16 protein-coding genes and 5 pseudogenes are annotated in these 21,198 nt (G+C 68.2%); 12 read left to right on the top strand and 9 right to left on the bottom strand.

Features of this window, described 5'->3' with window-relative positions; translation table 11 throughout:
- Positions 1-206: 206 nt before the first annotated feature.
- Entirely contained in the window at positions 207-1,274 is a 1,068-nt protein-coding gene (locus ABT186_RS41805) for a tyrosine-type recombinase/integrase (protein WP_351236640.1), read from the top strand.
- A gap of 31 nt (positions 1,275-1,305) precedes the next feature.
- Here the strand turns inward: ABT186_RS41805 and ABT186_RS41800 are convergent, their stop codons facing one another.
- The 3 genes from ABT186_RS41800 to ABT186_RS41790 form a co-directional block, all read right to left on the bottom strand.
- Complete coding sequence (locus ABT186_RS41800; protein ID WP_351236642.1) at positions 1,306-1,479, bottom strand: hypothetical protein; 174 nt, start codon at positions 1,477-1,479, stop codon at positions 1,306-1,308.
- Positions 1,480-1,514: 35 nt separating this feature from the next.
- Positions 1,515-1,724 carry a hypothetical protein gene (locus ABT186_RS41795; RefSeq protein WP_351236643.1) on the bottom strand — a complete coding sequence of 70 codons (210 nt, stop codon included), beginning with the start codon at positions 1,722-1,724 and terminating at the stop codon, positions 1,515-1,517.
- Positions 1,725-2,259: 535 nt separating this feature from the next.
- A complete protein-coding gene (locus tag ABT186_RS41790; protein ID WP_351236645.1) occupies positions 2,260-2,889 on the bottom strand; it encodes a class I SAM-dependent methyltransferase in 630 nt (209 codons plus the stop codon).
- 175 nt (positions 2,890-3,064) lie between these two features.
- Here ABT186_RS41790 and ABT186_RS41785 point away from each other — a divergent pair, with 175 nt between their 5' ends.
- On the top strand, positions 3,065-3,805 hold the full coding sequence (locus ABT186_RS41785) for a class I SAM-dependent methyltransferase (protein ID WP_351236647.1): 741 nt from the start codon (positions 3,065-3,067) through the stop codon (positions 3,803-3,805).
- 64 nt (positions 3,806-3,869) lie between these two features.
- On the opposite strand, the pseudogene ABT186_RS41780 reads toward ABT186_RS41785, so the two are convergent.
- Positions 3,870-4,656 (bottom strand): annotated as a pseudogene (locus ABT186_RS41780) (IS5 family transposase); the annotation flags it as partial.
- A 48-nt stretch (positions 4,657-4,704) separates the two neighbouring features.
- Between ABT186_RS41780 and ABT186_RS48185 the strand changes: the two are divergent.
- A pseudogene (locus ABT186_RS48185) lies at positions 4,705-5,393 on the top strand (IS5 family transposase); the annotation flags it as partial.
- 21 nt (positions 5,394-5,414) lie between these two features.
- On the opposite strand, the gene ABT186_RS41770 reads toward ABT186_RS48185, so the two are convergent.
- The gene (locus ABT186_RS41770) at positions 5,415-5,870 is read right to left on the bottom strand and encodes a VOC family protein (RefSeq protein ID WP_351231067.1); all 456 of its coding nucleotides are present in this window, start codon (positions 5,868-5,870) and stop codon (positions 5,415-5,417) included.
- A gap of 457 nt (positions 5,871-6,327) precedes the next feature.
- Positions 6,328-7,134: pseudogene (locus ABT186_RS41765) on the bottom strand (IS110 family RNA-guided transposase); the annotation flags it as partial.
- Positions 7,135-7,281: 147 nt separating this feature from the next.
- Here ABT186_RS41765 and ABT186_RS41760 point away from each other — a divergent pair.
- The 6 genes and pseudogenes from ABT186_RS41760 to ABT186_RS41735 form a co-directional block, all read left to right on the top strand.
- Positions 7,282-7,410, top strand: a pseudogene (locus ABT186_RS41760) (IS110 family transposase); the annotation flags it as partial.
- A gap of 480 nt (positions 7,411-7,890) precedes the next feature.
- Positions 7,891-8,325 (top strand): SRPBCC domain-containing protein, encoded by a 435-nt coding sequence (locus ABT186_RS41755; protein WP_266965933.1) that lies wholly within the window; start codon positions 7,891-7,893, stop codon positions 8,323-8,325.
- The gene (locus tag ABT186_RS41750) at positions 8,312-8,662 is read left to right on the top strand and encodes an ArsR/SmtB family transcription factor (protein WP_351929561.1); all 351 of its coding nucleotides are present in this window, start codon (positions 8,312-8,314) and stop codon (positions 8,660-8,662) included. Before ABT186_RS41755 ends, ABT186_RS41750 begins: the two co-directional genes overlap by 14 nt.
- A gap of 26 nt (positions 8,663-8,688) precedes the next feature.
- A complete protein-coding gene (locus tag ABT186_RS41745) occupies positions 8,689-9,357 on the top strand; it encodes a copper chaperone (protein ID WP_351231063.1) in 669 nt (222 codons plus the stop codon).
- Positions 9,358-9,425: 68 nt separating this feature from the next.
- A complete protein-coding gene (locus ABT186_RS41740) occupies positions 9,426-10,193 on the top strand; it encodes a DUF899 domain-containing protein (RefSeq protein ID WP_351929559.1) in 768 nt (255 codons plus the stop codon).
- A gap of 74 nt (positions 10,194-10,267) precedes the next feature.
- A complete protein-coding gene (locus tag ABT186_RS41735; RefSeq protein WP_351231070.1) occupies positions 10,268-10,603 on the top strand; it encodes an AfsR/SARP family transcriptional regulator in 336 nt (111 codons plus the stop codon).
- Between the two features lie 161 nt (positions 10,604-10,764).
- On the opposite strand, the pseudogene ABT186_RS41730 reads toward ABT186_RS41735, so the two are convergent.
- Positions 10,765-10,872 (bottom strand): annotated as a pseudogene (locus ABT186_RS41730) (transposase); the annotation flags it as partial.
- 423 nt (positions 10,873-11,295) lie between these two features.
- Complete coding sequence (locus ABT186_RS41725; protein ID WP_351231060.1) at positions 11,296-11,850, bottom strand: hypothetical protein; 555 nt, start codon at positions 11,848-11,850, stop codon at positions 11,296-11,298.
- 436 nt (positions 11,851-12,286) lie between these two features.
- Here ABT186_RS41725 and ABT186_RS41720 point away from each other — a divergent pair, with 436 nt between their 5' ends.
- The 3 genes from ABT186_RS41720 (at position 12,287) to ABT186_RS41710 (ending at position 17,319) form a co-directional block, all read left to right on the top strand.
- Entirely contained in the window at positions 12,287-13,834 is a 1,548-nt protein-coding gene (locus ABT186_RS41720; RefSeq protein WP_351231058.1) for a S8 family peptidase, read from the top strand.
- A 17-nt stretch (positions 13,835-13,851) separates the two neighbouring features.
- Complete coding sequence (locus ABT186_RS41715) at positions 13,852-15,216, top strand: hypothetical protein (RefSeq protein ID WP_351231056.1); 1,365 nt, start codon at positions 13,852-13,854, stop codon at positions 15,214-15,216.
- A gap of 1,362 nt (positions 15,217-16,578) precedes the next feature.
- On the top strand, positions 16,579-17,319 hold the full coding sequence (locus ABT186_RS41710; RefSeq protein ID WP_351231054.1) for an alpha/beta hydrolase: 741 nt from the start codon (positions 16,579-16,581) through the stop codon (positions 17,317-17,319).
- Positions 17,320-17,870: 551 nt separating this feature from the next.
- Here ABT186_RS41710 and ABT186_RS41705 read toward each other — a convergent pair.
- Positions 17,871-21,035, bottom strand: a complete 3,165-nt coding sequence (locus ABT186_RS41705) for a helix-turn-helix domain-containing protein (RefSeq protein ID WP_502973493.1) — start codon at positions 21,033-21,035, stop codon at positions 17,871-17,873.
- Between the last annotated feature and the right edge of the window lie 163 nt (positions 21,036-21,198).

Below are 21,198 nucleotides of genomic sequence, written 5' to 3'. Positions count from 1 at the left end.
ACTGGGGAGGTCGGCCGGGAAATCGCCCTGGTTTCCTCGGCTTCGGCCAGCGCCCGGTACGGGGTGGCGACATGCAGTCGCGGTAAATGCCGGATTTACTGCGGCAGGGCCCCTATCGTGATCTTCGCGACCTGCGGCGGACTCTCCGGCCGTCGCAGGCGAGGTGTACGCATTTACTGCGGCAGCACCGGAAGGGCGGGGCGAGCATGACGATCGAACCAGTGACCGAACTCGGGAGCGGGGGCGCGCTCCGGCTGCCGCGCGCCCGGGTAGTGCCCCTGTCCGCCCCGCCCTCGTCGTACACCGCGGCGGTCGAGCGCTACCTCATCGGCGCGGGGATCGCCAAGTCCTCCGCACGGATCTACCGGATCTCGCTCACGACATGGGGGTGGATGCTCGCCGGCGAACCGGCACCGACCGGACCCGCCCGCCGGGGCGCCAAGCCGCCCGTCTTCCCCCTCGCCGCCATCGACGACCCAGCGCTGCCCGAGGCCCTGGCCGAACTGGCGGCGGCACGAGCGGACGAGATGGACGCCGACACCGTCAACCGGGAACTGTCAATCGCACGCAAGGCAATCGGCTGGTGGCAACGCCAGGGCTGGATCGACCGCGACCCCACGATCGGCATCGAACGGCGGCCGGCACCGCCCGACCGCACCAAGGCCCTGGCCGAGAACCAGATCGCCGCCCTGTGGCGCCTGGACGTCGCCCTGCGGGAGAAAACGCAGTGGAAGATGCTCTACGAGTCCGCCGCACGGGCCGACGAGGTGCTGTGCCTGAACGTCGAGGACCTGTACCCGCAGGACAAACGCGGGAAGATCACCGCCAAGGGCGGGGCGACCGAGTGGATTCACTGGCACTCCGGCACCGCCCAGCTCCTGCCTCGGCTCATCGCCCGCCGCACCCGCGGCCCGCTGTTCCTCACCGACCGCAAAGCCCCGGCCGGAACACCCACGCTCGACGTGTGCCCCGAGACAGGCCGGGCCCGGCTCTCCTACCGCCGCGCTGAGGAGATCTTCGAGGAGAACACCCGGCTGCTGGCCAACCCCCTCGCCTCACCCGAGGACATCGAGGACCTGGACGGCTGGACACTCCACCGGCTACGGCACAGCGCCCTGACACACGATGCCGAGGACGGCACCTCCACCCCGATGCTGTTGGCCCGCTCCCGGCACGCCTCGGTCCGCTCCCTGGAGCGATACGCCCGCCCCGGCGTCGACGCGGTCGCCCGTCACGTCGCGGAACGCGACCCCGCCGCACGTCGCCACACGTGACACCCGTCGTTTGCGGCTGGTGACAGCGTTCTTACCGGCACCCCGTGTAGGACGTGGCCCCGTCGGCGCGGGTCTGGATCGTGAAGTCGACCGGGAAGCCGGCCGTACCGCCTCCGGCTCCACCGGTGTCGGTGCGCGGGTGGAGGGTGACGGAACCGATGGCCCGGTCGGCCCCGAGGTCGATCTCGATCCACGTTGAGGACAAACGAGGCTCAGCGGACCCAGCGTGAGTGCCGCGCTTCACCGCTGGTGGTCGCCGGGGGCGTATCGGCTCCAGGTTCCTCCGGCTTCGGTGACCAGGCGGGTGGCTGTCTTGTCGTGGTAGCCGAGCGCCTTTGCGATGACGGGGGCCGGGGCCTGGAGGACGAGTTGGCGAATGGCGGAGGTCCTGCCGCGCTGCGGCGGGACGCCGATCTTCCGCAGGTGGGCCTGGAGGCTGACCGGGTTCATCGGCTGTCCGGGCTGGCGGCCGGGGAAGAGCCACTGTGAGCTCCTGCTGCTGGCGTAGGGCAGGTGCCGGCAGGACTGGACGTACGCCCTGATGAGGCCTGGCGACGGGCTCTGGAAGCGGGGACCGCATCCGGACGAGGTCGCCGACCTGGGTGCTTCGGGCTTCGCCGACAAGGTCAACGCGGGCTGGCCCGAATGGCCACGGAGTACGGGCTCTTTGACGAGAAGGGCGAGTTTCTACTCGCAGTCGGCCGTGCGCCCTCGGGAAGGATTCAGATGATGAGCCATACGAGGTGTGGTTCCGGGTCCAACTACTCGACACGTGGGATCTGGTGGGGAGTGAGGTGGACCTGCTGCGGAGTGGCTTCGCGACCCTCTTCACTGATCGTTTCGTTCCGGAGTTCACCGTGGCGTCCCTGGACGGCCGGATGATGATGAATACCACGGTCTGGGGTGATGGCACGCTCGGCACCATCGTCATCCGCCCGTCGTTGTCGCCCTGTGGGACAGCGCCTCCGCCCTGGCCGGGTTGTCTCTAGGGGAGGCGGGCCAGCAAGTGGGCGTCGAGGAAGCCCCGCTCGGAGGCGGGATCGTGGAGCAGCCGGGCGAATGTGACGAGCCCGGCCCCGGCCAGCAACTCGGCGAACCGGTCCACCGGCCAGCTGTAGGCGGGCGTCACCTTGTGGTCGAAGCGGACCGGCTCCGGTCCGTCGGTCGCGAAGAAGGAGACCAGGAGCAGGCCCCCTGGTGCCAGGACACGTACCTGCTCGGCGAGCAGCGCGGGCAATTCCCCAGGCGGGGTATGGATCATCGAGTAGTGGGCCAGCACGCCGCCGAGCGCGCCGTCCTCGACCGGCAGGTCCTCCATCCGCGCCTCGTCGAACCGCAGCGCCGGATGGGCCCGCCGGGCGTGGTCGACCATGCCCGGGGAGAGGTCGAGCCCGAAGGCGTCCAGCCCCAGGTCGTGCAGCATGGCCGTCAGATGCCCCGGCCCGCACCCGACGTCGGCTGCCCGCGGGTTCCCCGTCCCCCGCACCAGCTCGGCGAAGGTGCCGATCATGTTCCGCGAGAACGGGTGCGTCTCCAACCGATCAGCGAACATCGACGCATACAGCTCGACGACCCCGTCGTAGGCCGCCCTGGTCTCGTCCTGGTGCTCCATCACGGGAAGGGAAGTTAACACTCGCGCACGTCCGCAGCTTCTCCGGGCCCCGTGCCGACCCCTGCCCCTAGGGCTCGTCCGGCGGATCATGGGCCGAGCCAGGGCCGGACCGAGGCGAGGGCCGGCCAGTGCCCTAATCGTGTTGACCGCCCCCGGCAGGCAGTGCTGGAGTCGGCACGTGGACAGCATCCCCGCCAACCGGCGGCTCTGGAACCAGATCAGCAGCGCCTACCAGCACGAGCACGACCCGCAAATCGGCGCCACACCCCGGCTGTGGGGCATGTACTCCATCCCCGACGCGCACCTGCACGCCCTGGGCGACGTCACCGGCAAGCGCGTCCTCGAACTCGGCTGCGGCGCCGGCCAGTGGTCCAGGGCGCTCGCCGCCGAGGGCGCCACCGTGGTCGGGCTCGACCTGTCCGAAGCCCAACTCGCCGCAGCGGCCCGCGCGATGGGAGCGGCCCGCTACCCGCTAGTGCAAGGCGCCGCCGAACAACTCCCCTTCGCCGCCGACAGCTTCGACCTGGTGTTCTGCGACTTCGGTGGGCTCAGCTGGGCGCCCCCGCACCTGGCCGTCCCGCAGGCCGCACGCGTCTTGGGCCGAGGCGGGCGCCTGGTGTTCAACGTCGCCAGCCCATGGTTCGAAGCTTGCTACGACGAAGCCGCCAGCCGCGTGACCACGACGCTGCAGCAGGACTACTTCGGGCTGAGCACCATCGCCGAAGACGACGGCGCGACCAGCTATCAGCTCACCTACGGCGACTGGGTCAAGGTCCTGCGCGGCGCGGGTCTCATCATCGACGACCTCATCGAGCCGCGGCCCGAACTCGGAACACCCAACGGCTACAACGAAACCGACCCACCCGACTGGGCACACCGCTGGCCGGCGGAACTGCTCTGGGTAACCCACAAACCGTAAGTTCCGCCGCGCCGAGACGTGAAGGCATCCCCTCGCCGGGCAGGCCTAGGGCCTGTCCGGCGGATCATGGGCCGAGCCAGAGCCGGATCGAGGCGAGGGTGACGGTCCCGTGGAAGACGTAGGCGCGTTTATCGAAGCGTGTGGCCACGGCCCGGAAGTTCTTCAACGCGTTGATCGTCCGCTCCACTTCGTTCCTGCGTTTGTAGATCGTCTTGTCGAAGCCGGCGGGCCGTCCGCCCCTTCTGCCGCGTCTTTGCGGTGGGCCCGCTGATCTCGGGGCTCGGGAATGGTGTGCTTGATCTGGCGACGTCGCAGGGAGCGGCGGTTGCGCCGGGAGGAATACGCCTTATCGTCGCCCAGGTGGTCGGGCCGGTGGCGCGGATGCCCGCCACCCGGGCGGTGGACACGGATGCGTTCCATGACCGGGATGAGTTGCGGGGCGTCGCACCACTGGCCCGGCGTGATCAGCAGCGCCAGCGGGCGGCGTCCGCCTTCACCGGCCAGGTGGATCTTGCAGGTCAGGCCGCCCCGGGAGCGTCCGAGTCCCTCGTCTGGGCGGTGGTGCCGGGGCGTGCTTCTTTTCCCGGCACCCGCGGAGGTCTCCTGCGCGCTCCCGCCGCATGCTGATGACTCCGGCAGGACGTGGAGTCCACGCTCACCATCGACCAGTCGATACGGCCCTCGGCGTCAGCGTCGGCCAGCACGGCCGCGAAGATCTTGTCCCACGTGCCGTCCGCCGACCACCGCCGGTGCCGCTCGTAGACGGTCTTCCACGGACCGAAACGCACAGGCAGATCCCGCCAGGGAACCCCAGTGCGCTGTCGATACAGGATCCCGTTGATAATCCTGCGAACGCCGACAGCCAAGAACTCCTGGCCACCCGCTCCCGGATCCACGCGGACCTGTTCCGCCGATGGCAGCGGGACGGCACCTGGTACCGGATCCTCGCCCGGCTCCAGTCCCAGGCCGACGCGGAGGGTGCGATCGTATGGGACCTGGGCGTCGACTCCACGGTGTGCCGTGCCCATCGGCATGCGGCCGGGGCTCGCATGCGGGGTGACCTGCAGAAGGAACCACCGGGCGGTGTCTTTGACGAGCCCTGTGTGATCACGGGCTTGGGCCTTCGCGCGGTGGGTTCACCACCAAGCTGCACCTGGCTGTCGAGCAGGGCCAGAAGCCCATGTCGATCGTGGTGACCGCTGGGGAGCGCGGGGACTCGCCGCAGTTCGAACCGGTGCTGGAGAAGGTCCGCGTGCCCCGCATCGGGCCGGGCCGGCCATGCGTTCGCCCCGATCGCGTGCGGGCTGACAAGGCGTACGCCTCCCGGAAGAACCGGACATACCTGCGCCGCCGGGGGATCCGCTGCACCATCCCGGACAAGGCCGACCGGGCGCGCAACCGCCAGAAGCTCGGCTCCCGTGGCGGTCGGCCTCCGCATTTCGATGCGTCGGATTACCGCGAGCGCCATGCGGTCGAGTGCGGGATCAATCGACTTAAAAGGCACAGGGCAGTGGCCACGAGGTACGACAAGCTCTCCGTCCGCTACGAGGCGACGGTGCTGGTCGCAGCCGTGAACGAGTGGCTGTGACCAGCACCGTCGCAACGGCCCTCAGACGACGTCGAATTCGTTGCCCTCGGGGTCCCGCATGGCGGCGGCGTAGAGCCCCATGTCCGGCTCATCCTTGATCCGCAGCACGGTGGCACCAGCTTTGACCAGCCGTTCCACCGTAGCCTTGACCCGCTGTGTGCGGACGTCCAGTGGAACGTCACGGCCCCCACCGGCCTTCAAGTCGAAGTGCCACCGGTTCTTGGCGACCTTCGGCTCCGGAACCTGCTGGAACCACACCCTCGGTCCACGTCCCGCGGGATCGATGATCGACTCCGGAATATCCCCGGCCCCGGCCGGCAAGTCTGCCTCGGGCACCCCCACCGCCGCCCAGTAAGCACGCCACGTGGCGTGCCCGCCCGGCGGAGGCTCAGGCACGTAGCCCAGGGCCTCGGCCCAGAAAGTCACCATTCTCTGCGGATCGGAGCAGTCGATCGTCAGCTGCACTGTCATCTCCATGCTCGGAGCATCCCAGACAGGTCTGACAGACGATCCACTTTCGCAACAGGCCCAAGGTTTGCCCTCATCCAATGGATGAGGGCAAACCTAGCCACCCCCACCCCCCTTAGAAGGCTCCACTACCTGCCAAAACGCGGTTTGCGATCTTGTTTTCCATGTCGTGATTCTTGAGCCGTGTCGAGGCGCCCGGCGCACTCACATCACGACAACGGGAGGAAGACTCCGCCGTGTTGACCCATCTCGCAGCGCTCGCCCAGATCGTTCCCGCCTTTTCGGGTTCCTCTGGCTCGTCGCTCTCGCGTCCAATCCGATCGCCTCGTGCGGCCCGTCCGCCAAGCACCCGGCGAAGACCATCACCGACCACCTGCGCGCCATGGCCAACCACGCCCGGGTGGTCGCGGTGCTGCTCGCCCGGAAGTCCGGCGCGGGGGGGCCTCCATGTCTTTCGTGAAGCGGGGCGTGGCGTTCTGGGTTCGTAGAAGGTGCCGTCGCGGAGCATGGCGAACAGCACGCTGATGCGGTGGCGGGCCAGGCGGAGAAGAGCCTGCGTATGGGTCTTCCCGCGGGCTCGGCATTTGTCGTAGTAGGTGCGGGAGGCGGGGTCGTGCAGGGCAGCGAACGCGGACAGGAACATCGCGCGTTTGAGTTGCCGGTTGCCGCCTCTGGGCGCGTGTTCACCGTGGATCGAGGTCCCCGAAGACTTCGTTGTCGGGGCGAGGCCGGCGTAGGAGGCCAGGTGGGCGGCGGTGGGGAAGCTGGTGCCGTCGCCGACGGTGACCAGCAGGGTGGCTGCGGTCCTGACCGCGACCCCCGGAATCGAGGTCAGGACCTTCGAAAGAGGGTGCTCCTCCAGCAGGGCCTCGATCTGGGCCTCCAGGGCCCGACGCTGTTCGTGAACGGCGGCGAGCGAGCGGGCCAGGGACGGGATCACGATGTCGAGCGTGCCGGTGCCCGGGATCACCACGGTCTGCTCGTCGAGCGCGTCGAAGACCTCGTCGATCAGCCGCTGGGCCATGCGCAGGGCCTTTGGCCGAATCACCTCAACGAGTCGGCGGCGACCGGCCTTTCGCAGCGCGGCCGGGGAACCGTAGCGTTCCAGCAGCCAGGTGATGGCCTGATGGTCCAGACGCGGCCCGAGCACGCGCTCCAACGAGGGATGGAACTGGGTGAGCAGGCCGCGTATCCGGTTGGAGGTGCGGGTGGCCTCGGCCGCCAGGTCCTGGTCGAAGCCGACGAGGACCGTGAGCTCGGCGGTGATCTCGTTCTCGTGCTGGTCGCGGGCGGTTGCCTGCACACAAGATCGTCTGTGAGTGTGCGACTTCGGTGCTGGTCAGCACGAGCAGCGCTCGCAGTAGCGTGGTCTCGTAACGGGCCGACAGGTGAAGCTTGGTGATGATGCGCCAGTTAGTGCCGGGATCGGGGGAAGACCCACACCCAGGCCCTCCTCCGCCTCGCCCGCCACTGCATCAGCGTGCTCTTCGCGATGCTCCGCGACGGCACCTTCTACGAACCACGCAGCCCTGAAGCAGCCACCACATGATCACTCAGCCTTGACGAAGGGCATACAGGCACCCCACATTCTCTCGTCCAAGCCCACCGGGGATACCTCCCAGTCTGCTTCCGGCGGACCTTCCAGGCAGTTTGAGGCCACCTCGTGAGCCTTCTCCTCCGAGAGGAATGCTTCCAGGATCCTGATTTCCTCGCCCTCGCCGTGGCCGGGTCTTCCAGGATCCGGAAAAGCAGGTACAGATCCTCGGGCAGGGTCTCTGGGGGTCCGGTCAGCCGCCGTCGCCCCGTGCGGTCGGGAGGCGGGCCAGGCGGCTCAGCGTGCCGGTCAGCCGGCGGGCATGGCTCCGCGGTGTCCAGCCGATCATGTCGCGGGTTCCCCGCAGCACACACCCTCGACAGCCGCCCGGCAACCGCGGCAGGGCTCCGCCCGCGCACGCCGGTCCAGGTTGACGCAACCATCTGGTTGCCATAACATCGCAACCAGGTGGTTGCTATACCTATGGAGGTAGTCATGGCATTCCCTGATCGCATCGAGCGGACCATCGAGATCGCGCACACGCCGGCCAAGGTGTGGGCGGCGCTCACCACGGCCGAGGGACTGAGCGCCTGGTTCGGCCAGCAGGCGGGGATCGATCTGCGCCCGGGCGGCTCGGCCTGGATGAAATGGGACGGCGGCCACACCGCCGACATGCGGGTGGAACGGGTGGAGGAGCCGACGGTGTTCGGCTACACCTGGAAGGTCCCGGGGCTGCCCGAGGACGATCCGCGCCGCACCTATGTGGAGTTCACGCTCGAACCGGTCGCCTCCGGCACCCGGCTGACGGTGGTAGAGACCGGCTTCGCCCAGCTCCCGGACGAGGTCCGCGGCAAGGAGTACGACGACCACACCAAGGGCTGGACGCACGAACTGGGCGAACTGGTCGACCACCTCGATGCCGCGGCCTGACACCGAGGCGATCGCCGAACAGGTCTTCGCCGCCCTGGCCGACCCGAGCCGGCGCGCCATCCTGGCCGCGCTGGCTTCGGGAGGGCCGGCCACGGCCACGGACCTGGCCGCGCGGCTGCCGATCACCCGCCAGGCGATCGCCAAACACCTGGCCCTGCTGGCCGAGGCCGGCCTGGTGACGGCCGAACCGGGCGAGCGGCGCCGGGTGCGGTACCGGCTGTGCTCCGCGCCGATGCAGGTGGCGCAACAGTTCCTGGCCGCGCTGGCGCGCGACTGGGACGGCCCGCTCGGCGCGCTGAAGGACCACCTCGACGACCAGGCGCGCGGATTCACGTGACCGGGACCGGCGCGGAAGGAGATCCGATGGTGCACGCCGAATCCCAGCGGCCGGCCGAGCCGGCGATCGCGGCGGGGGTGGCACTCGGGCTCGCCGCGGCCTGCTGGGCGGTCTCGCTCTGGCTGATGCGCGGCATGGACATGGGGCTCGCGACCAGGCCCGGGTCGTCGGGGCTCTTCGCCGCGACATGGACGACGATGATGGCGGCGATGATGCTGCCTGGCGCGGCCCCGGCCCTCGCCAGGCATGTCCGCCGGAAAGGCGGGTTGCGTGGTGCGCTGCCGTTCACCGGGTCCTACCTGGCCGTCTGGGTACTCGCAGGCGTGGTGGCGTACGCGCTGGACCGGCCACACGGGTCGGCGGCCGCCGGCGTGGTGGTGATCGCGGCGGGCGCCTATGAACTCACGCCGGTCAAGCGGCACTTCCGGCAACGCTGCCACGAGGACGCCGATTGCGGACTCAGGTTCGGGTTGTACTGCGTCGGCTCCGGCATCGGGCTGATGGCGATGCTGCTGGCACTGGACGTGATGAGTCCGCTGTGGATGTCGGTGGTCGCCGTACTCATGTGCGCCCAGAAGCTGCTGCCCGCGAAGAACGCGATCGACGTACCGGCGGCCTTGGCGATCATCGGGCTCGGACTGGTGACCGTCGTCGCACCCTTCCTGGTTCCGGGGCTCGCACTACCACCGATGTGACGGCAGGAAAGCAAGAGAAATACATCGAAAAGAAACAAGAAACAGGAAACAAGATAAGGAGACAGGCGATGACGACTCATAAGACGGGGACACGCGGGGAATGGCTGGCCGCGCGGCTGGAACTGCTCAAGGCGGAGAAGGAGCTGACCCGGCGCGGTGACGAACTGGCCCGGCAACGGCAGGAGCTGCCCTGGGTCCGGGTGGACAAGGACTACCGCTTCGAGACCGACGAGGGCACGGTCTCACTCGCCGACCTGTTCCAGGGACGCTCGCAGCTGCTCATCTACCATTTCATGTTCGGGCCCGACTACACCGCCGGATGCCCGTCCTGCTCGGCGATCGCCGACGGCTTCGACGGCTCCGTGGTCCATCTCGCCCACCACGACGTCGCGTTCTGGGTTGTGTCACGGGCCCCGCTCGCCAAGCTCCACGCGTACCGGCAGCGGATGGGCTGGAGCTTCCCATGGGCGTCGTCCTACGGCAGCGACTTCAACTTCGACTTCGGGGTGGCACACACCGGGCAGGAGTGGGAAGCGGGAGCCGTCGCGTATAACTTCGGTGAGCAGGACCTGCGGCCGGCGACGGCCGACGAGAAGGGTTCCCGCGACGCCTTCACCCAGTCGATCGTAGATACGGACTGGCAGACGTACCGGCGAGAAGGCCCCGGCATGAGCGCGTTCGCCCTGCAGGACGACGCCGTCTACCACACCTACTCGTCGTACTCCCGCGGCCTGGACGGCCTGTGGGGCATGTACCAGTGGCTCGACCGCGCCCCCCTCGGCCGCAACGAGAACGGCTTCTGGTGGCGCCGCCATGACGAGTACGACAACCAGTGAGCGAGGTCATTGAAGTCGCTCACTGAGCCTCCTCCAACTTCGAACTCGCAGGTCATCGAGGCTGGTGCGAGTCGCTGATCTCGTACTCGGGCTGGTCGCGGGCGGTTGCCTGCTCCTGCGAGCGCCTGCGGCAGCTGCTGCTCCACGCCCTGGAGGCGCTGAGCCTGCGGCTGGCGCGGCGCGGACAGTACGCGCTCGCGCTGGACGCGGCCCTGGCCGGTGTCAGCATCGAACCCCTACGGGAGAGCGTGCACCGGGCGGTGGTCGCCGTCCACCTGGCGGAGCACAACCTGGTCGAGGCGGTGCGCCACTACAAGTCCTACCGGCGGCTGGCGCGGACAGAATTGGGACTGGACCCGTCTCCCATATTCACCACCATGCTGCCGCCCGGGGCGCTGGATTCTCTTTGACACCGGGCAGTGCGGGCCCGTCGGGCGGGCCCGCAGCGGCGTTCGGTCACGCGGATGCGTTTCGCGCAAGCGTCGCTGCCGGAACGGGCGCCCTGGTATGACACGGGACAGAAGATGACTTTGGTGGCTCGCCTTCCGGAAGGGGCCAAGCGGGCGAACCTGGTCAGGCGGCGCCGCAGCTTCTTGACGATCTGCGGCTCGTAGCTGCCGGCGGGGTCGCGGGGCACCCTCACCGCAACCAGCCCGACATCGGTCAGCACGGTCTTCGCCGCGTACTGTTGCGGCTACGGCGTTGTGCCGGGCCTCAGCGCCCTGCAGAAGGCCCGCCCCGCCGGCCGACCATCACCCAGCTGATTGCCACCACCGCACCCGCGCGCGGATCCACACCGGGCTCGCGCACATGCGTCAGGTCGCGGCGGCACGCGGCCTGCCGCCGGTGATCTGGGACTCCAAGTGGGGATACCGATTGCTGGACGATGCACCGGAGGTGTGGATCGGCTACGAACCCCGGGCGGCATCTGCGGCCGGTCGGCAAGGTCTGCCTGGGGCCTGGTCGCCTTCGGCGGCAACCTGTGGTCGGTGCCTGCCCGCCGGGTCCGCCCCCGCCGGCTGCTTGCGTTCCGGGTTAACAAGGCTGTGGCCGTTTCTGAGCCCAGCACCTCGTGAAGAGCGCCGTCGTGCGCTGCTGCAGTTCAGTTTGAGCGATTGCTCCCGGGGCTGGTGGCAACGAGGCCAACCACGCCTCCGAGCGCGGTAGTGGCGAGAGCGAGTGGGGCTTCTGCTGACTTCTTCTGGTAGATGAGCACGAATGCCAACACTCCGAAGGCGAAGACCGCGGCAGCCAATGTTGAGACCACGATGTACCAGAGGACCTGCGTTGTCCTCGCATCGGGCTGGCCCAGTACGGTACGGGCCAGTTGCTGCCGCTGCTCCGGTTTCAGGGCATCAACTGCACGCCCAGCAGCGGCCTGTTTCTGCTCGTCTGTGTTCATGCCGTTGATGAGGACAGCGGCTAGGTCTGGCTTCCCCTCATCGGGCAAGGCGTCAACTACACTGCCAAAGGCCGCTTGTTGCTGCTCTCGTGTGCTGATTCCTTGAACGAGGGCAGCGGCCAGGTCGGGCTTTGCCTCATCGGGCAGCGCTTGGACCAATTCAGTGACCCTTTCCGCCGTGGCGGGGGGCTCCTCTGTCGTGCCCGATTCTTCTGGTTCATCTGGGGGCGGCGTGGCGCTCTCGTGCTCCGACACAATGCCTCCTGTGTAGATGAGGTTTTCGGCTACCTGCTTGCCACCGCGACATATTGTCCTTCCGAGGCGCCGCCAACGCAGCTGCACATGCCGTGCTTTAGTCTGCGTTGTTGAGCTCGTGAACAACTGACGATGCAACTTGTGAACAGCAGCCACTCCAGAAAACTTGCGATGTCCACGGCTCTGGCCGACACTCTCCGTAGATATGGTGTTTTCCGTGTAGATCAGTCATAATTCCATGATTGATCTACGCCGCATTCTTCTGGCGGGCAGACCACCGACTTCACCGTCTGCCAGGGGCAGGTCACCGGTCCAAGGTTTGTCCCTCGGTTGCTGGCGACGACAAAGCGCCAGGTCCGGGCCGCCCGCTTCTGGCTTCAGGAGAGAGGGGCCGCTCACGATGCATGAGCCTGAGGGGCCGTTCCGGTCCCCTATCGTGGGCGACCTCAATCTGCCGCCGGACGGCACCGCCGACAAGGGATCCACCCCGGTCGACCCCCAGCAGCGGGTTCCGATGTTGATCGAGCTGAACGTGCTCTATCCCGGCGGCCTGCTGGCGGTCCGCGAGGCATTCTACGATCTCTGGGACAATTACGCGACGTTGGCGGGCGGGTGGTGGCCCGAGGAAGTCACATCGGTGAGCCCCGTCCAACCCCCTGTTCCGCGCGGTCTCGCGCTCATCGCGCCGAAGCTGTACCAGTGCGTGCTCTCCCGCGCTGTCCTGCGTGACATGGTGGAGACAGACCGCCATCTCGCCGCGCGCTTCCACCGGCCGTCGGCCATCTTCCGGGTGTGGCCGGACTACCCGCTCCATCCGCAGATTGACCGTTCCGCGGCCACCGTGAAGGCCAATGCCGCCTGGCGCTCCTACGACGCGTGCGGCCACGGAATTGTCTGGGCGGTCATCGACAGCGGGATCGATGCCTGCCACCCGCACTTCTCCCAGCTGGAACTCGCTTTCGCCGGCCGAGGGGAGGATCTGCCGCAGGGGCTGACCAGCCAATTGCACCGCGACTTCAGCTTCCTCGTGAACCCCGACGACCCGGCTCAGACTGCCGCCCACCCCCTGGTGGACGACAGCGGGCACGGCACACACGTCGCCGGCATCATCTCGGGCTGCACGCCGGACGGCATGACGCCGCGTGTGGCGGAGTCAAAGGACCCCGGGAACGGTGGGTACGTCCAGCGGGCCCATGCGGACAAGCTGTCCGGAATGGCGCCCGCGTGCGAGCTGGTGAGCATCAAGGTCATGCGGCTCAGCCGTCAGGGCACGTGGGTCACCTCGTCCAGCGCGGTCATCCGTGCCCTGACGTACTTGCGCACCGAGGTCAATGTGGATCCGGGAGTTCTACGCGTTCACGGAGTCAACATGAGCCTCGGTTCCGAATGGAGACCCGATCAGTACGCCGCAGGACAGTCACCGCTCTGTCAGGCCGTGAACCAGCTGGTCGCCTCCGGCGTGGTCGTGGTCGTCTCCGCCGGCAATTTCGGTGCCCGCACCGCCGCCGGAGACTCGGCCAACACCTCCGCCGTGATGGGCTCCATCACCGAACCAGCACATGCCGAGGACTGCATCGCGGTCGGATCCACGCACCGGGACGCGCCGCACGCCTTCGGCGTCACCTGGACCTCGGGCAAGGGGCCAACGCTCGATGGGCGAATGAAACCGGACGTCGTGGCGCCCGGCGAGTGGATCGCCTCGGCCGCCAGCGGCACGATCCGGGCCACGGCCGGACTGAACCCAGCCGCCGGTGACCCTCTCCCGGCCGGCTCGCTGACGTACGCCGAGCAGTCCGGCACATCGATGGCGGCGCCGCACGTCTCCGGCGCCATCGCGGCCTTTCTCTCCGCTCGCCCGGAGTTCATCGGCCGACCGCGGCAGGTCAAGCGCCTGCTCACCGACAGCGCTACGGACCTCGGCCGGGAACGGTACGCGCAAGGGGCGGGCCTGGTTGACCTGATGCGCATGCTCGCGAACGTCTGACGAAGGGGCTGACGGCCATGAGGCGACTGACGACCAACGAGCCGGTGTGGGACCTCGCATTCGACGAGCAGGGCCGGCTGACGGCGCTGGCCGAGGGAGATTTCCTCGACCAGGTGATCGCCGAAGGCGTGGACGACCTCTTCATGTTCAGCCACGGGTGGGGCACGTCTCTGGACAAGGCTCGTGGGCTGTACGACGAGATGTTTCCGATGATCCGGGATGCTGCGGACGGCGCGGCGGGCATCGGCAGGGTGGGGTTCGTCGGCATTTACTGGCCTTCTCTGTGGTTCCCGCCCACACAGGCGACCCCGCCACCTGCGGCTGGCGCGACACAGGCCGACGGCGGCGCTGTGGTGGATCTCAACGCCGGGACAGCAGCGCTTTCCGGGACGGAGATCGCCGAGTCCCTCCAGTCGGGGTTCGCCGACCCGGCCCAGCAACAGAAGGTCATGGAGATCGGCCTGCTTATCGACCAGGGGGAAGAAGTGGTCGGCTCGGATGAGTCGGATGCGCAGAAGGAGGAGCGGCTGCGAGAGATCCACGAGCTGCTGAAGTCGCTGGTGCCGTCGGCGCCGGATGGTGAGTTCGAGGACTCGGGCGAGACTGCGCTACTGCTGACCGCCGACCCGAAGACGGGATACCTTGCGGCTGCCGAGGCCTTCGGCAGTGCTCCGCCGGGCTCCGCGACGCAAGGCGTCGGCGACTGGTTCCACCGTGCCATCAACGGTGCGAAGGACGCCATGCGCGTGCTCTCCTATACGGTCATGAAGGCTCGCGCAGGTGACATCGGCCGCGGCGGACTGGGACCGCTGCTTGAGACGCTGCACGGCCGGTCGTCGTCCGTGCGGGTGCACCTGATAGGCCACAGCTTCGGCGCCCGGCTGGTTTCCTTCGCCTTGTCCGGCATCAGCGCGCCGGCGAACAGTCCGGTCGCGTCACTGCTGCTCCTGCAGGGTGCTTTCTCTCACTGGTCGTTCGCGGACGCGCAGGACAACCCCTTCGGCAAGGCGGGCACCCTGAACGCCTTCGCGGATCGGGTACACGGCCCCCTGGTGGCCACATTCAGCGTCTTCGACTGGGCGGTCGGTGTGTGGTACCCGAAGGCTTCCTTCATGGCCCGGCAAGACACAGAGGCTGAGACCGCGGGGCGATGGGGCGGCATGGGCGCCGACGGGTACCAGGCAGTGAACCCATCAGATGACCGGGCGATGCGGGCCAATGGCAGCATGAACTACAGGTTCACTCCCGGCACCTTCTACCGGGTCAATGCCGCCGACGTCATCAACAACGTGGAGGGAGAGCCTTTCTCTGGCGCCCACTCCGACATTCGCAAGCGCCCGGTGGCGGCACTGGCTGCGGACGCTGCCGCAGCGCATGCATAGGTGAAGCTTGTAGTAGATGGTTCGCCGGCCCGATAGGGTGCTGCGCGCATGGCCGTGCTTGTAGTGGCGGTCCAACAGGAAGGCAAGCGTACCGGCGTTGCCGGCCTAGCTGACGTGTTCGTAGTGCGTGAGCTCGGGTCTGAGACGTGGGCGCGTCTGGCAGTCGATCTAACGACGCGGTCAGCGATTGAGGTTGGGGCGTGCTCTCCTGGCCATTCGGCTGGTGGGTGATTCAGCAGGCGGTCCGTCAAGCGAGGACGAGTATTCGGTGCTGTGGACGGGGCGGGTGGACCGCCGGTCGGCGCGGTCGGAGACCAGCCGGCTGACCGGAGCCGTCCGGCCGTACTTGAAGGCCGCATGGTCCTGCGGTCTGTCATGGCGGTAGTACGCACGGGCGAGATCGGGCCGCACCGGGTTTCCGGGAACGTCGGCGCGCTCCTGGACGGCGACGTCCTTGCCCGAGTAGCCCGTTGAAGATTCGGCGTGGTCCGTTGGTGGGGTTGTAGCGCCCCCGGCCGACCGGATTGGATTCCCGCAGCCCCTCCTCCAGGAGGAAGTCGTAGAACAGACGCACCGGCACCCAGCCGCTGCTGGTTCGTCGCGTTCGCCAGCCCCGCACCCGAGCCGATCGAGATCACGTTCGCACCCCGGCGATTCGGCCGCGAGCTCAACTCCCGTACGTAGACTGCGACATGGGCGCGGTTCGCGGCGACCGGGTCCACATCCTCCCGCTCGCACACCAGCAGGTACTCGGCCAGGCCCCGCCCGTAGGCATCGATCGTGCGCGGTGCACGTCCGAGATCCGTCCAGACTGTCAGCCAGACCACCGCCAGCTCGTGCCGGCCCAGCACCGGCCACTTCTCGGTGAGCACCGTCGTGCCGCTCAAGCCATCTCCCAAGTCCGTGGTTGCACCGGGGAGACGTGATCACCCCCGGCAGACTCCACGTAACTTTTAAGAAGATCAAGAGGCAGCTCTACGGACGCGCCGGATTCGAACTACTCCGCAAGATGATCCTGCTTCAGTAACCCTCCGCGGCCGCTCCCCAAGATCTGTGCCGGAACCAAGAAACGGCAGCGCCCCCAGCGCGCCCCGCCGTCGCAGGGCCCCGCCTCGGGAAGCCGCGATGAGGCCCCAAGCAGCTCTGCGTAGTGTTCCGACTCCTTGGCATCCGGCCACGGAACCCGCGCAAGAATCCGTTTGGCGGACCACGACGGCCCCTGCTACTTTTGCGGAGGCCGTGCGAGAGAACGAGGAGGTGGTACCCGTGAACGTATCGACATGGGTGCTCTCCTCCGGGTTCACGGTCGGGCGATAGGTCGTCCGGGAGCGCCGTTCAACAGCACTCCCGAAAGGCACGATCATGGCCCTTCACTTCACTTCCGAACAGCGCCTCGACGACGGCGTCCTCGAACGCGCATTCACCCTCGGCGAGATCCCCGGCATCCTGTGGACGCCCGGATCCGCATCCGCACCGGCGCCGCTGATCCTGCTCGGCCAGGCCCCGCTCGGACTGCACAAGATGTACCCCCGGCTGGTGGCGCGGGCCCGGCACGCCGCGGCGGATGGCTTCGCCGCGGCCACCATCGAGCTCCCCGGGAGCGGTGACCGGCCCCGTTGGGCCGCCGCCGAGCAGGCCCGCAGCGACCTGCGCCGGGCTATGGAAGCCGGCGAGCCGGTCAGCGACGAGATCATCGACGCCCTCATCCTCCCGCTCGTCGACAAGGCGGTCCCGGAATGGCAGGCTGCCCTTGACGCCCTCCTGTCGTTGCCAGAGATCGGCGGCCCGGTCGGGTACTCGGGGGGAGTGATCTCCATCGGCGTTCGCCTTGCGGTGGTCGAGCCGCGCATCGTGGCCGCCGGTTTCTTCGCCGGGAGTTTCGTGCCTCGCGCCATGTTCGAGGAGGCCCGCCAGGTCACCATTCCGCTGCACGTCCTGCTGCAGTGGGACGACGAAGGGAACGACCGGCAGGCGGCCCTGGACCTGTTCGACGCCTTCGGCTCCAAGGAGAAGTCCCTGCACGCCCATATGGGCGGGCACACCGGCGTCCCGCAGTTCGCGGGGGACGCCGCCGCCCAGTTCTTCACCCGGCACCTGAAGTGAGGCCGGGCCCCCAGGCCATCAGCAGACGGTAAGCCATGTTGGCCAGGATGCTGCTCGTCGAGGGCAGGTCCCGGCGCTCCTCTGCTGTTTATGCCGCGGGCCTCTGCCAACTCGGTAGGGGCCCGCGCTGCCGGAAGCCATGAACTGTCCGATTTCTGCACTGCTTCGGGTGCTGCCCAATCTCGCGTCCAGATGCTGTCGGCTCTCGTGGACAAAGCCAGGCATCGCACCCTTGAGGCCAACCGCACGTCTGCCCGGGCAGACCGCAGGCCTTCGGGCTGTCCCAGCCCTTCGTCCGCTGACGTTACTGCGCAAGTTGGCTCCACTTGGTAACGACGTGGAGGCTCCCGTCGGCTGCGTCCAGCCGGCGGAAGAGGCGGCGGGGCGCGGCACCTGCCTTTTCCTTCTCGGAGGTGGGGGCGGCTCCGTCCGTTCGCGTGAGGGTTGGCGGCTCGGCAGGCTCCGCGCGCAGGCCGCCTTGCCGGGTGCCGGTGGCGCCGGTCTGGGCCTGTCCGGACCGAGTGCTGCGTGTTCTCACGTGCGGCGGATCGTCATGTTGCGGCGTGGGCGGGAGGTGCGAGGGCCATTGCGGTCCATGGTTTGGCCACGGTGCCGTCCGGCTCCCACCCGTAGCGTCGCAGCAAGGTGGCTTCCTCAACGCCTTTGAGCTCTTTGAGCGTGCGGGCGGCCATCGTGGGTGCCAGGCCGTCTTGGGCGTGGAGGGCCTTTTGGTAGCAGTCCAGGGCCTCTTTGAGGCGGCCCGCCGTTCGCAGGAGGTCGCCTGCCGTTCGAAAGACGCGGGGCGACCCGATCTCTGCCCGATTCTGTACCCATGTCACGGCTGCATCGACACCGCGCGATTCCTGCAGGAGTTCCGCCGTTAGCCCCAGCGCGTGATCGTATCCGTCATGCAGCCTCGGCCTGTCGTGGGTGGCCAACCAGGCGAGTGCTTCGGCGTTCCGGCCCGCCGCACGTAAGCAGTGCGCTGCGGCCGTCGCCGCGTACGGCTCGCCCGCGTCACCGGCACGTTTGTACCAAGACAGCGCCTCATCCGTACGTTCGGCCTTCTCCAGCAGATCGGCCGTCATCATCATGACCTTCGGTGTGTGGAAGTCGGCGCGGCTGCGCAGCCACGTGAACGCCGCATCCGCGCCGCTCGTTTCACGCAGCAGGCGAAGCGCCTCCCTGAGGGCATAGGTATCGCCCGCGTCGGCAAGGTCCTGGTGCCAGCGCAGACGCGCCTCGCTGTGGCCCGCCTCACGCAACAGCGCGAGGCCCTTGCCCAGTATGTAAGGTTCGCCTGCAGCGCAGGCCCGCCGATACCAGACCAGAGCGTCCTGCGTGCGGCCGACACGCGCCAGCAGGTCACCCGCTGCCTCCAGAGCATGGGATGAGCCTGAAGCGGCTCGCCGATCCAACCACGCCAACGCCTGGTCCAGCCCGCGTGCTTCGTGCAGCGCTGCGGCCGCACGGCTGGTCAGCCATGTCCGGTCGTCATCGGCTGCCCGGGTGAACCAGTCCAGTGCCTGCTCGGTGCGGCCTGCCTCCCAAAGGGTCTCTGCTGTCTGTACCGCCGCGGCTGGGTGACCGGCGTTGACGGCGCGCCGATACCAGCAAAGTGCCTCATCGACCTCGCCGGCCGTGCGCTTCAGGTTGGCGACGGCCATCAGAGAGTGGGTGTCTCCCGCCTGGACAGCCTGCAGGTAGCAGGCCAGTGCCTCATCGCGGCGGCCCAGCGAGCGCAGCAGTCGCGCGACGATGGCGAGTACAGGCAGCGAATGGGCATCGGCGCGGCTGCTCAACCAGTCGCAGGCTTCCTGCTCGCGTTCTGCCTCCTCCAGCATGCGGACCGCTGCTGTCAGCGCGTCGAGGTCCCCGCAGTCGGCGCCACGTCGGTAGGAGGCCAGTGCCTCTTCGTCCGAAGTCAGCCGCAGAGTGCCCTTACCGATCGTGACGGTGAGGCCATGGGTGGAGTTGGCGGCAGGGGGATAGTGCTCGACGACTTCTTCGGTGTTGCGCGCATGTTGCTGGAGGCTGCCCAGGTGACGCCAGGCGTGCGGATGGCCGGCCTCGGCATGGGCTCGCAGCCAGGTAAAGGCCTCGTCCGTTCGGCCGGCTTTGTGTAGCAATGTGGCCGCGTCGCCAAGCGCGTTGGGGTGCGGGGACGAGGTGTGCATCAGGAAGGCCAGACGCAGCAGACCACGGCTCTGGGCCGCCTGCGCCACGTCGCTTCGGCCTTCGGGGGCGGTGTGGTCGAGGAGGGCCTGCCAGAGCCCAGGTGGTGGCGGAGTGCTGCGGCGTGTGATGCGCCCGTGTTGTTCGAGGTAGTCGGCCAGGCGGTAGCGGGGTGCGTCCACAGCGGGTCGCGGCGGTCGGGGGCGGATGCGCCGCAGGGGGGCGAGGCTGCCGTGGACGGGCCGGGCGGTTTCGGCGAGTGCCTGCTCCAGCCAGTCGGCCCCCAGGCCGAGGTCGTCGTACTCGTCGTTGATCAGATAGTGGGTGGCAGCCTGCTCGAGGAAGTCGGCTGTCAGGTCCTGGCCCGCCCCCAGGCTGCGGGCGTCCATCGCCGCGTGCAGCAGGGCCCGCGCGGCAGGGGAGACGTTGTCGTAGCGGCTCACCAGGGCCGGGGCGCCGGCCAGGAACTGCGTCAAACGCCCGTCCCTCATATGCTCCAGGGCGTGCGCAAGCGTGCGGTCACCCGCGCTCGCGAGTCGGCGGGCCTGGTCGATCTCGGCCGGAGAGAAGGCGTCCGGCAGCGTGATCTGCCGGCCCTCGATCAAGGAGCGCGTCAGGGGGTACGGGTCAGCCATCGTCGCTGGTCGAGGAATGGTGGTGTAGGCGTCCGCATAGTTCTTCCACAAGGTGGCCAGGACCAGAACGGGAGATCGGCTGGAGTCCCTGAGCAAGCTGTGTAGGGCCGCGGCGATCCGCTCTCCGGTCCCTCCGCTGGCGCCCAGGTAGTGCTGGGCCTCGTTGAGCCACACGACCGTGCGAGGGGTGACCTTGTCGAGACCGGCCGCAACGGCTTCGGCTGGTGTGGGATCGAGCGGGTGCCACAGCTGCCATCCGGTGGCTGCCAGCGGCTGAACTGCTTCCCAGCACGCGCGTGTTTTGCCGGTAGAGGACGAGCCGACCACTACTGCCAACTGACTGTATCCGGCTGAGGCAGCATCGACGAGCGCACCCAGTTCTTCGTCGTGAGGCCGCCGTACGTAGCCGGGAAGGACCGATCGGCGGCTTGGCCTTCCCGCACCGCCTACGTGGTGCGGCGGGTCAGTGGCCGCGGGATGCACTTGCAGGTCGTATGGATCCCACTGCGCGACGGGCCGTCCGAGAGATCCCTCAGCTGCAGCCGTTTTTCCCCTGCCGGTCGCAGTAGCCAGCAAGCCGAGCGCCTCAGTGACGTCCAGCCTCAGAACACGGGCCAGCGTGCTCACAGTGCGCATGGAGGGCACAGGGCCGCTGTCGCTGAGGGCCTGGCTGACCGTGGTACGCCCCAGCTGCGCCACACCCGCCAAGTCCGTAACGGTCAGACCTCGTTGTGCACGGAGGGCCTCCAAGCGAAGACGAAGCTCGGCAAGGGCATCCGGATTGTGCACTTCTTGCGCCGCTATAGGTTTTCTGCCGCCCCCAAGCCCGCCGTGCTGTTGTTCATCCCCCTGGTCAATCTTCGACAACTGAACCCCGGCGGACACCCTCTTTGCCGGATTCGGTATGAACGACGGTGATCTGGTGGAAGCGCTGGCCGTGCGGCCTGCCCTGAGCGGTGGCGGGGTGGGCTGCTCCTAGTGTCGTGCGCCGCAAATCACACGGGTAAGTTGCTACCTGTTTGGCGGACTGATTTTGGTGAGGTAGTCGGCGAGAGATTTCAGGATCTCG

The organism is Streptomyces sp. NPDC001634, assembly GCF_040298185.1.
Taxonomy (GTDB): domain Bacteria; phylum Actinomycetota; class Actinomycetes; order Streptomycetales; family Streptomycetaceae; genus Streptomyces.
Note: the sequence above shows the minus strand (reverse complement) of the source record. Positions and strands in the feature narration are given on the sequence as shown.

Coding starts and splice junctions, on each gene's coding strand:
- ABT186_RS41805 (WP_351236640.1), top strand. CDS start 207: ATGACGATCGAACCAGTGACCGAACTCGGGAGCGGGGGCGCGCTCCGG.
- ABT186_RS41795 (WP_351236643.1), bottom strand. CDS start 1,724: ATGAACCCGGTCAGCCTCCAGGCCCACCTGCGGAAGATCGGCGTCCCG.
- ABT186_RS41770 (WP_351231067.1), bottom strand. CDS start 5,870: ATGGAGATGACAGTGCAGCTGACGATCGACTGCTCCGATCCGCAGAGA.
- ABT186_RS41755 (WP_266965933.1), top strand. CDS start 7,891: ATGGCATTCCCTGATCGCATCGAGCGGACCATCGAGATCGCGCACACG.
- ABT186_RS41750 (WP_351929561.1), top strand. CDS start 8,312: ATGCCGCGGCCTGACACCGAGGCGATCGCCGAACAGGTCTTCGCCGCC.
- ABT186_RS41745 (WP_351231063.1), top strand. CDS start 8,689: ATGGTGCACGCCGAATCCCAGCGGCCGGCCGAGCCGGCGATCGCGGCG.
- ABT186_RS41740 (WP_351929559.1), top strand. CDS start 9,426: ATGACGACTCATAAGACGGGGACACGCGGGGAATGGCTGGCCGCGCGG.
- ABT186_RS41715 (WP_351231056.1), top strand. CDS start 13,852: ATGAGGCGACTGACGACCAACGAGCCGGTGTGGGACCTCGCATTCGAC.
- ABT186_RS41710 (WP_351231054.1), top strand. CDS start 16,579: ATGGCCCTTCACTTCACTTCCGAACAGCGCCTCGACGACGGCGTCCTC.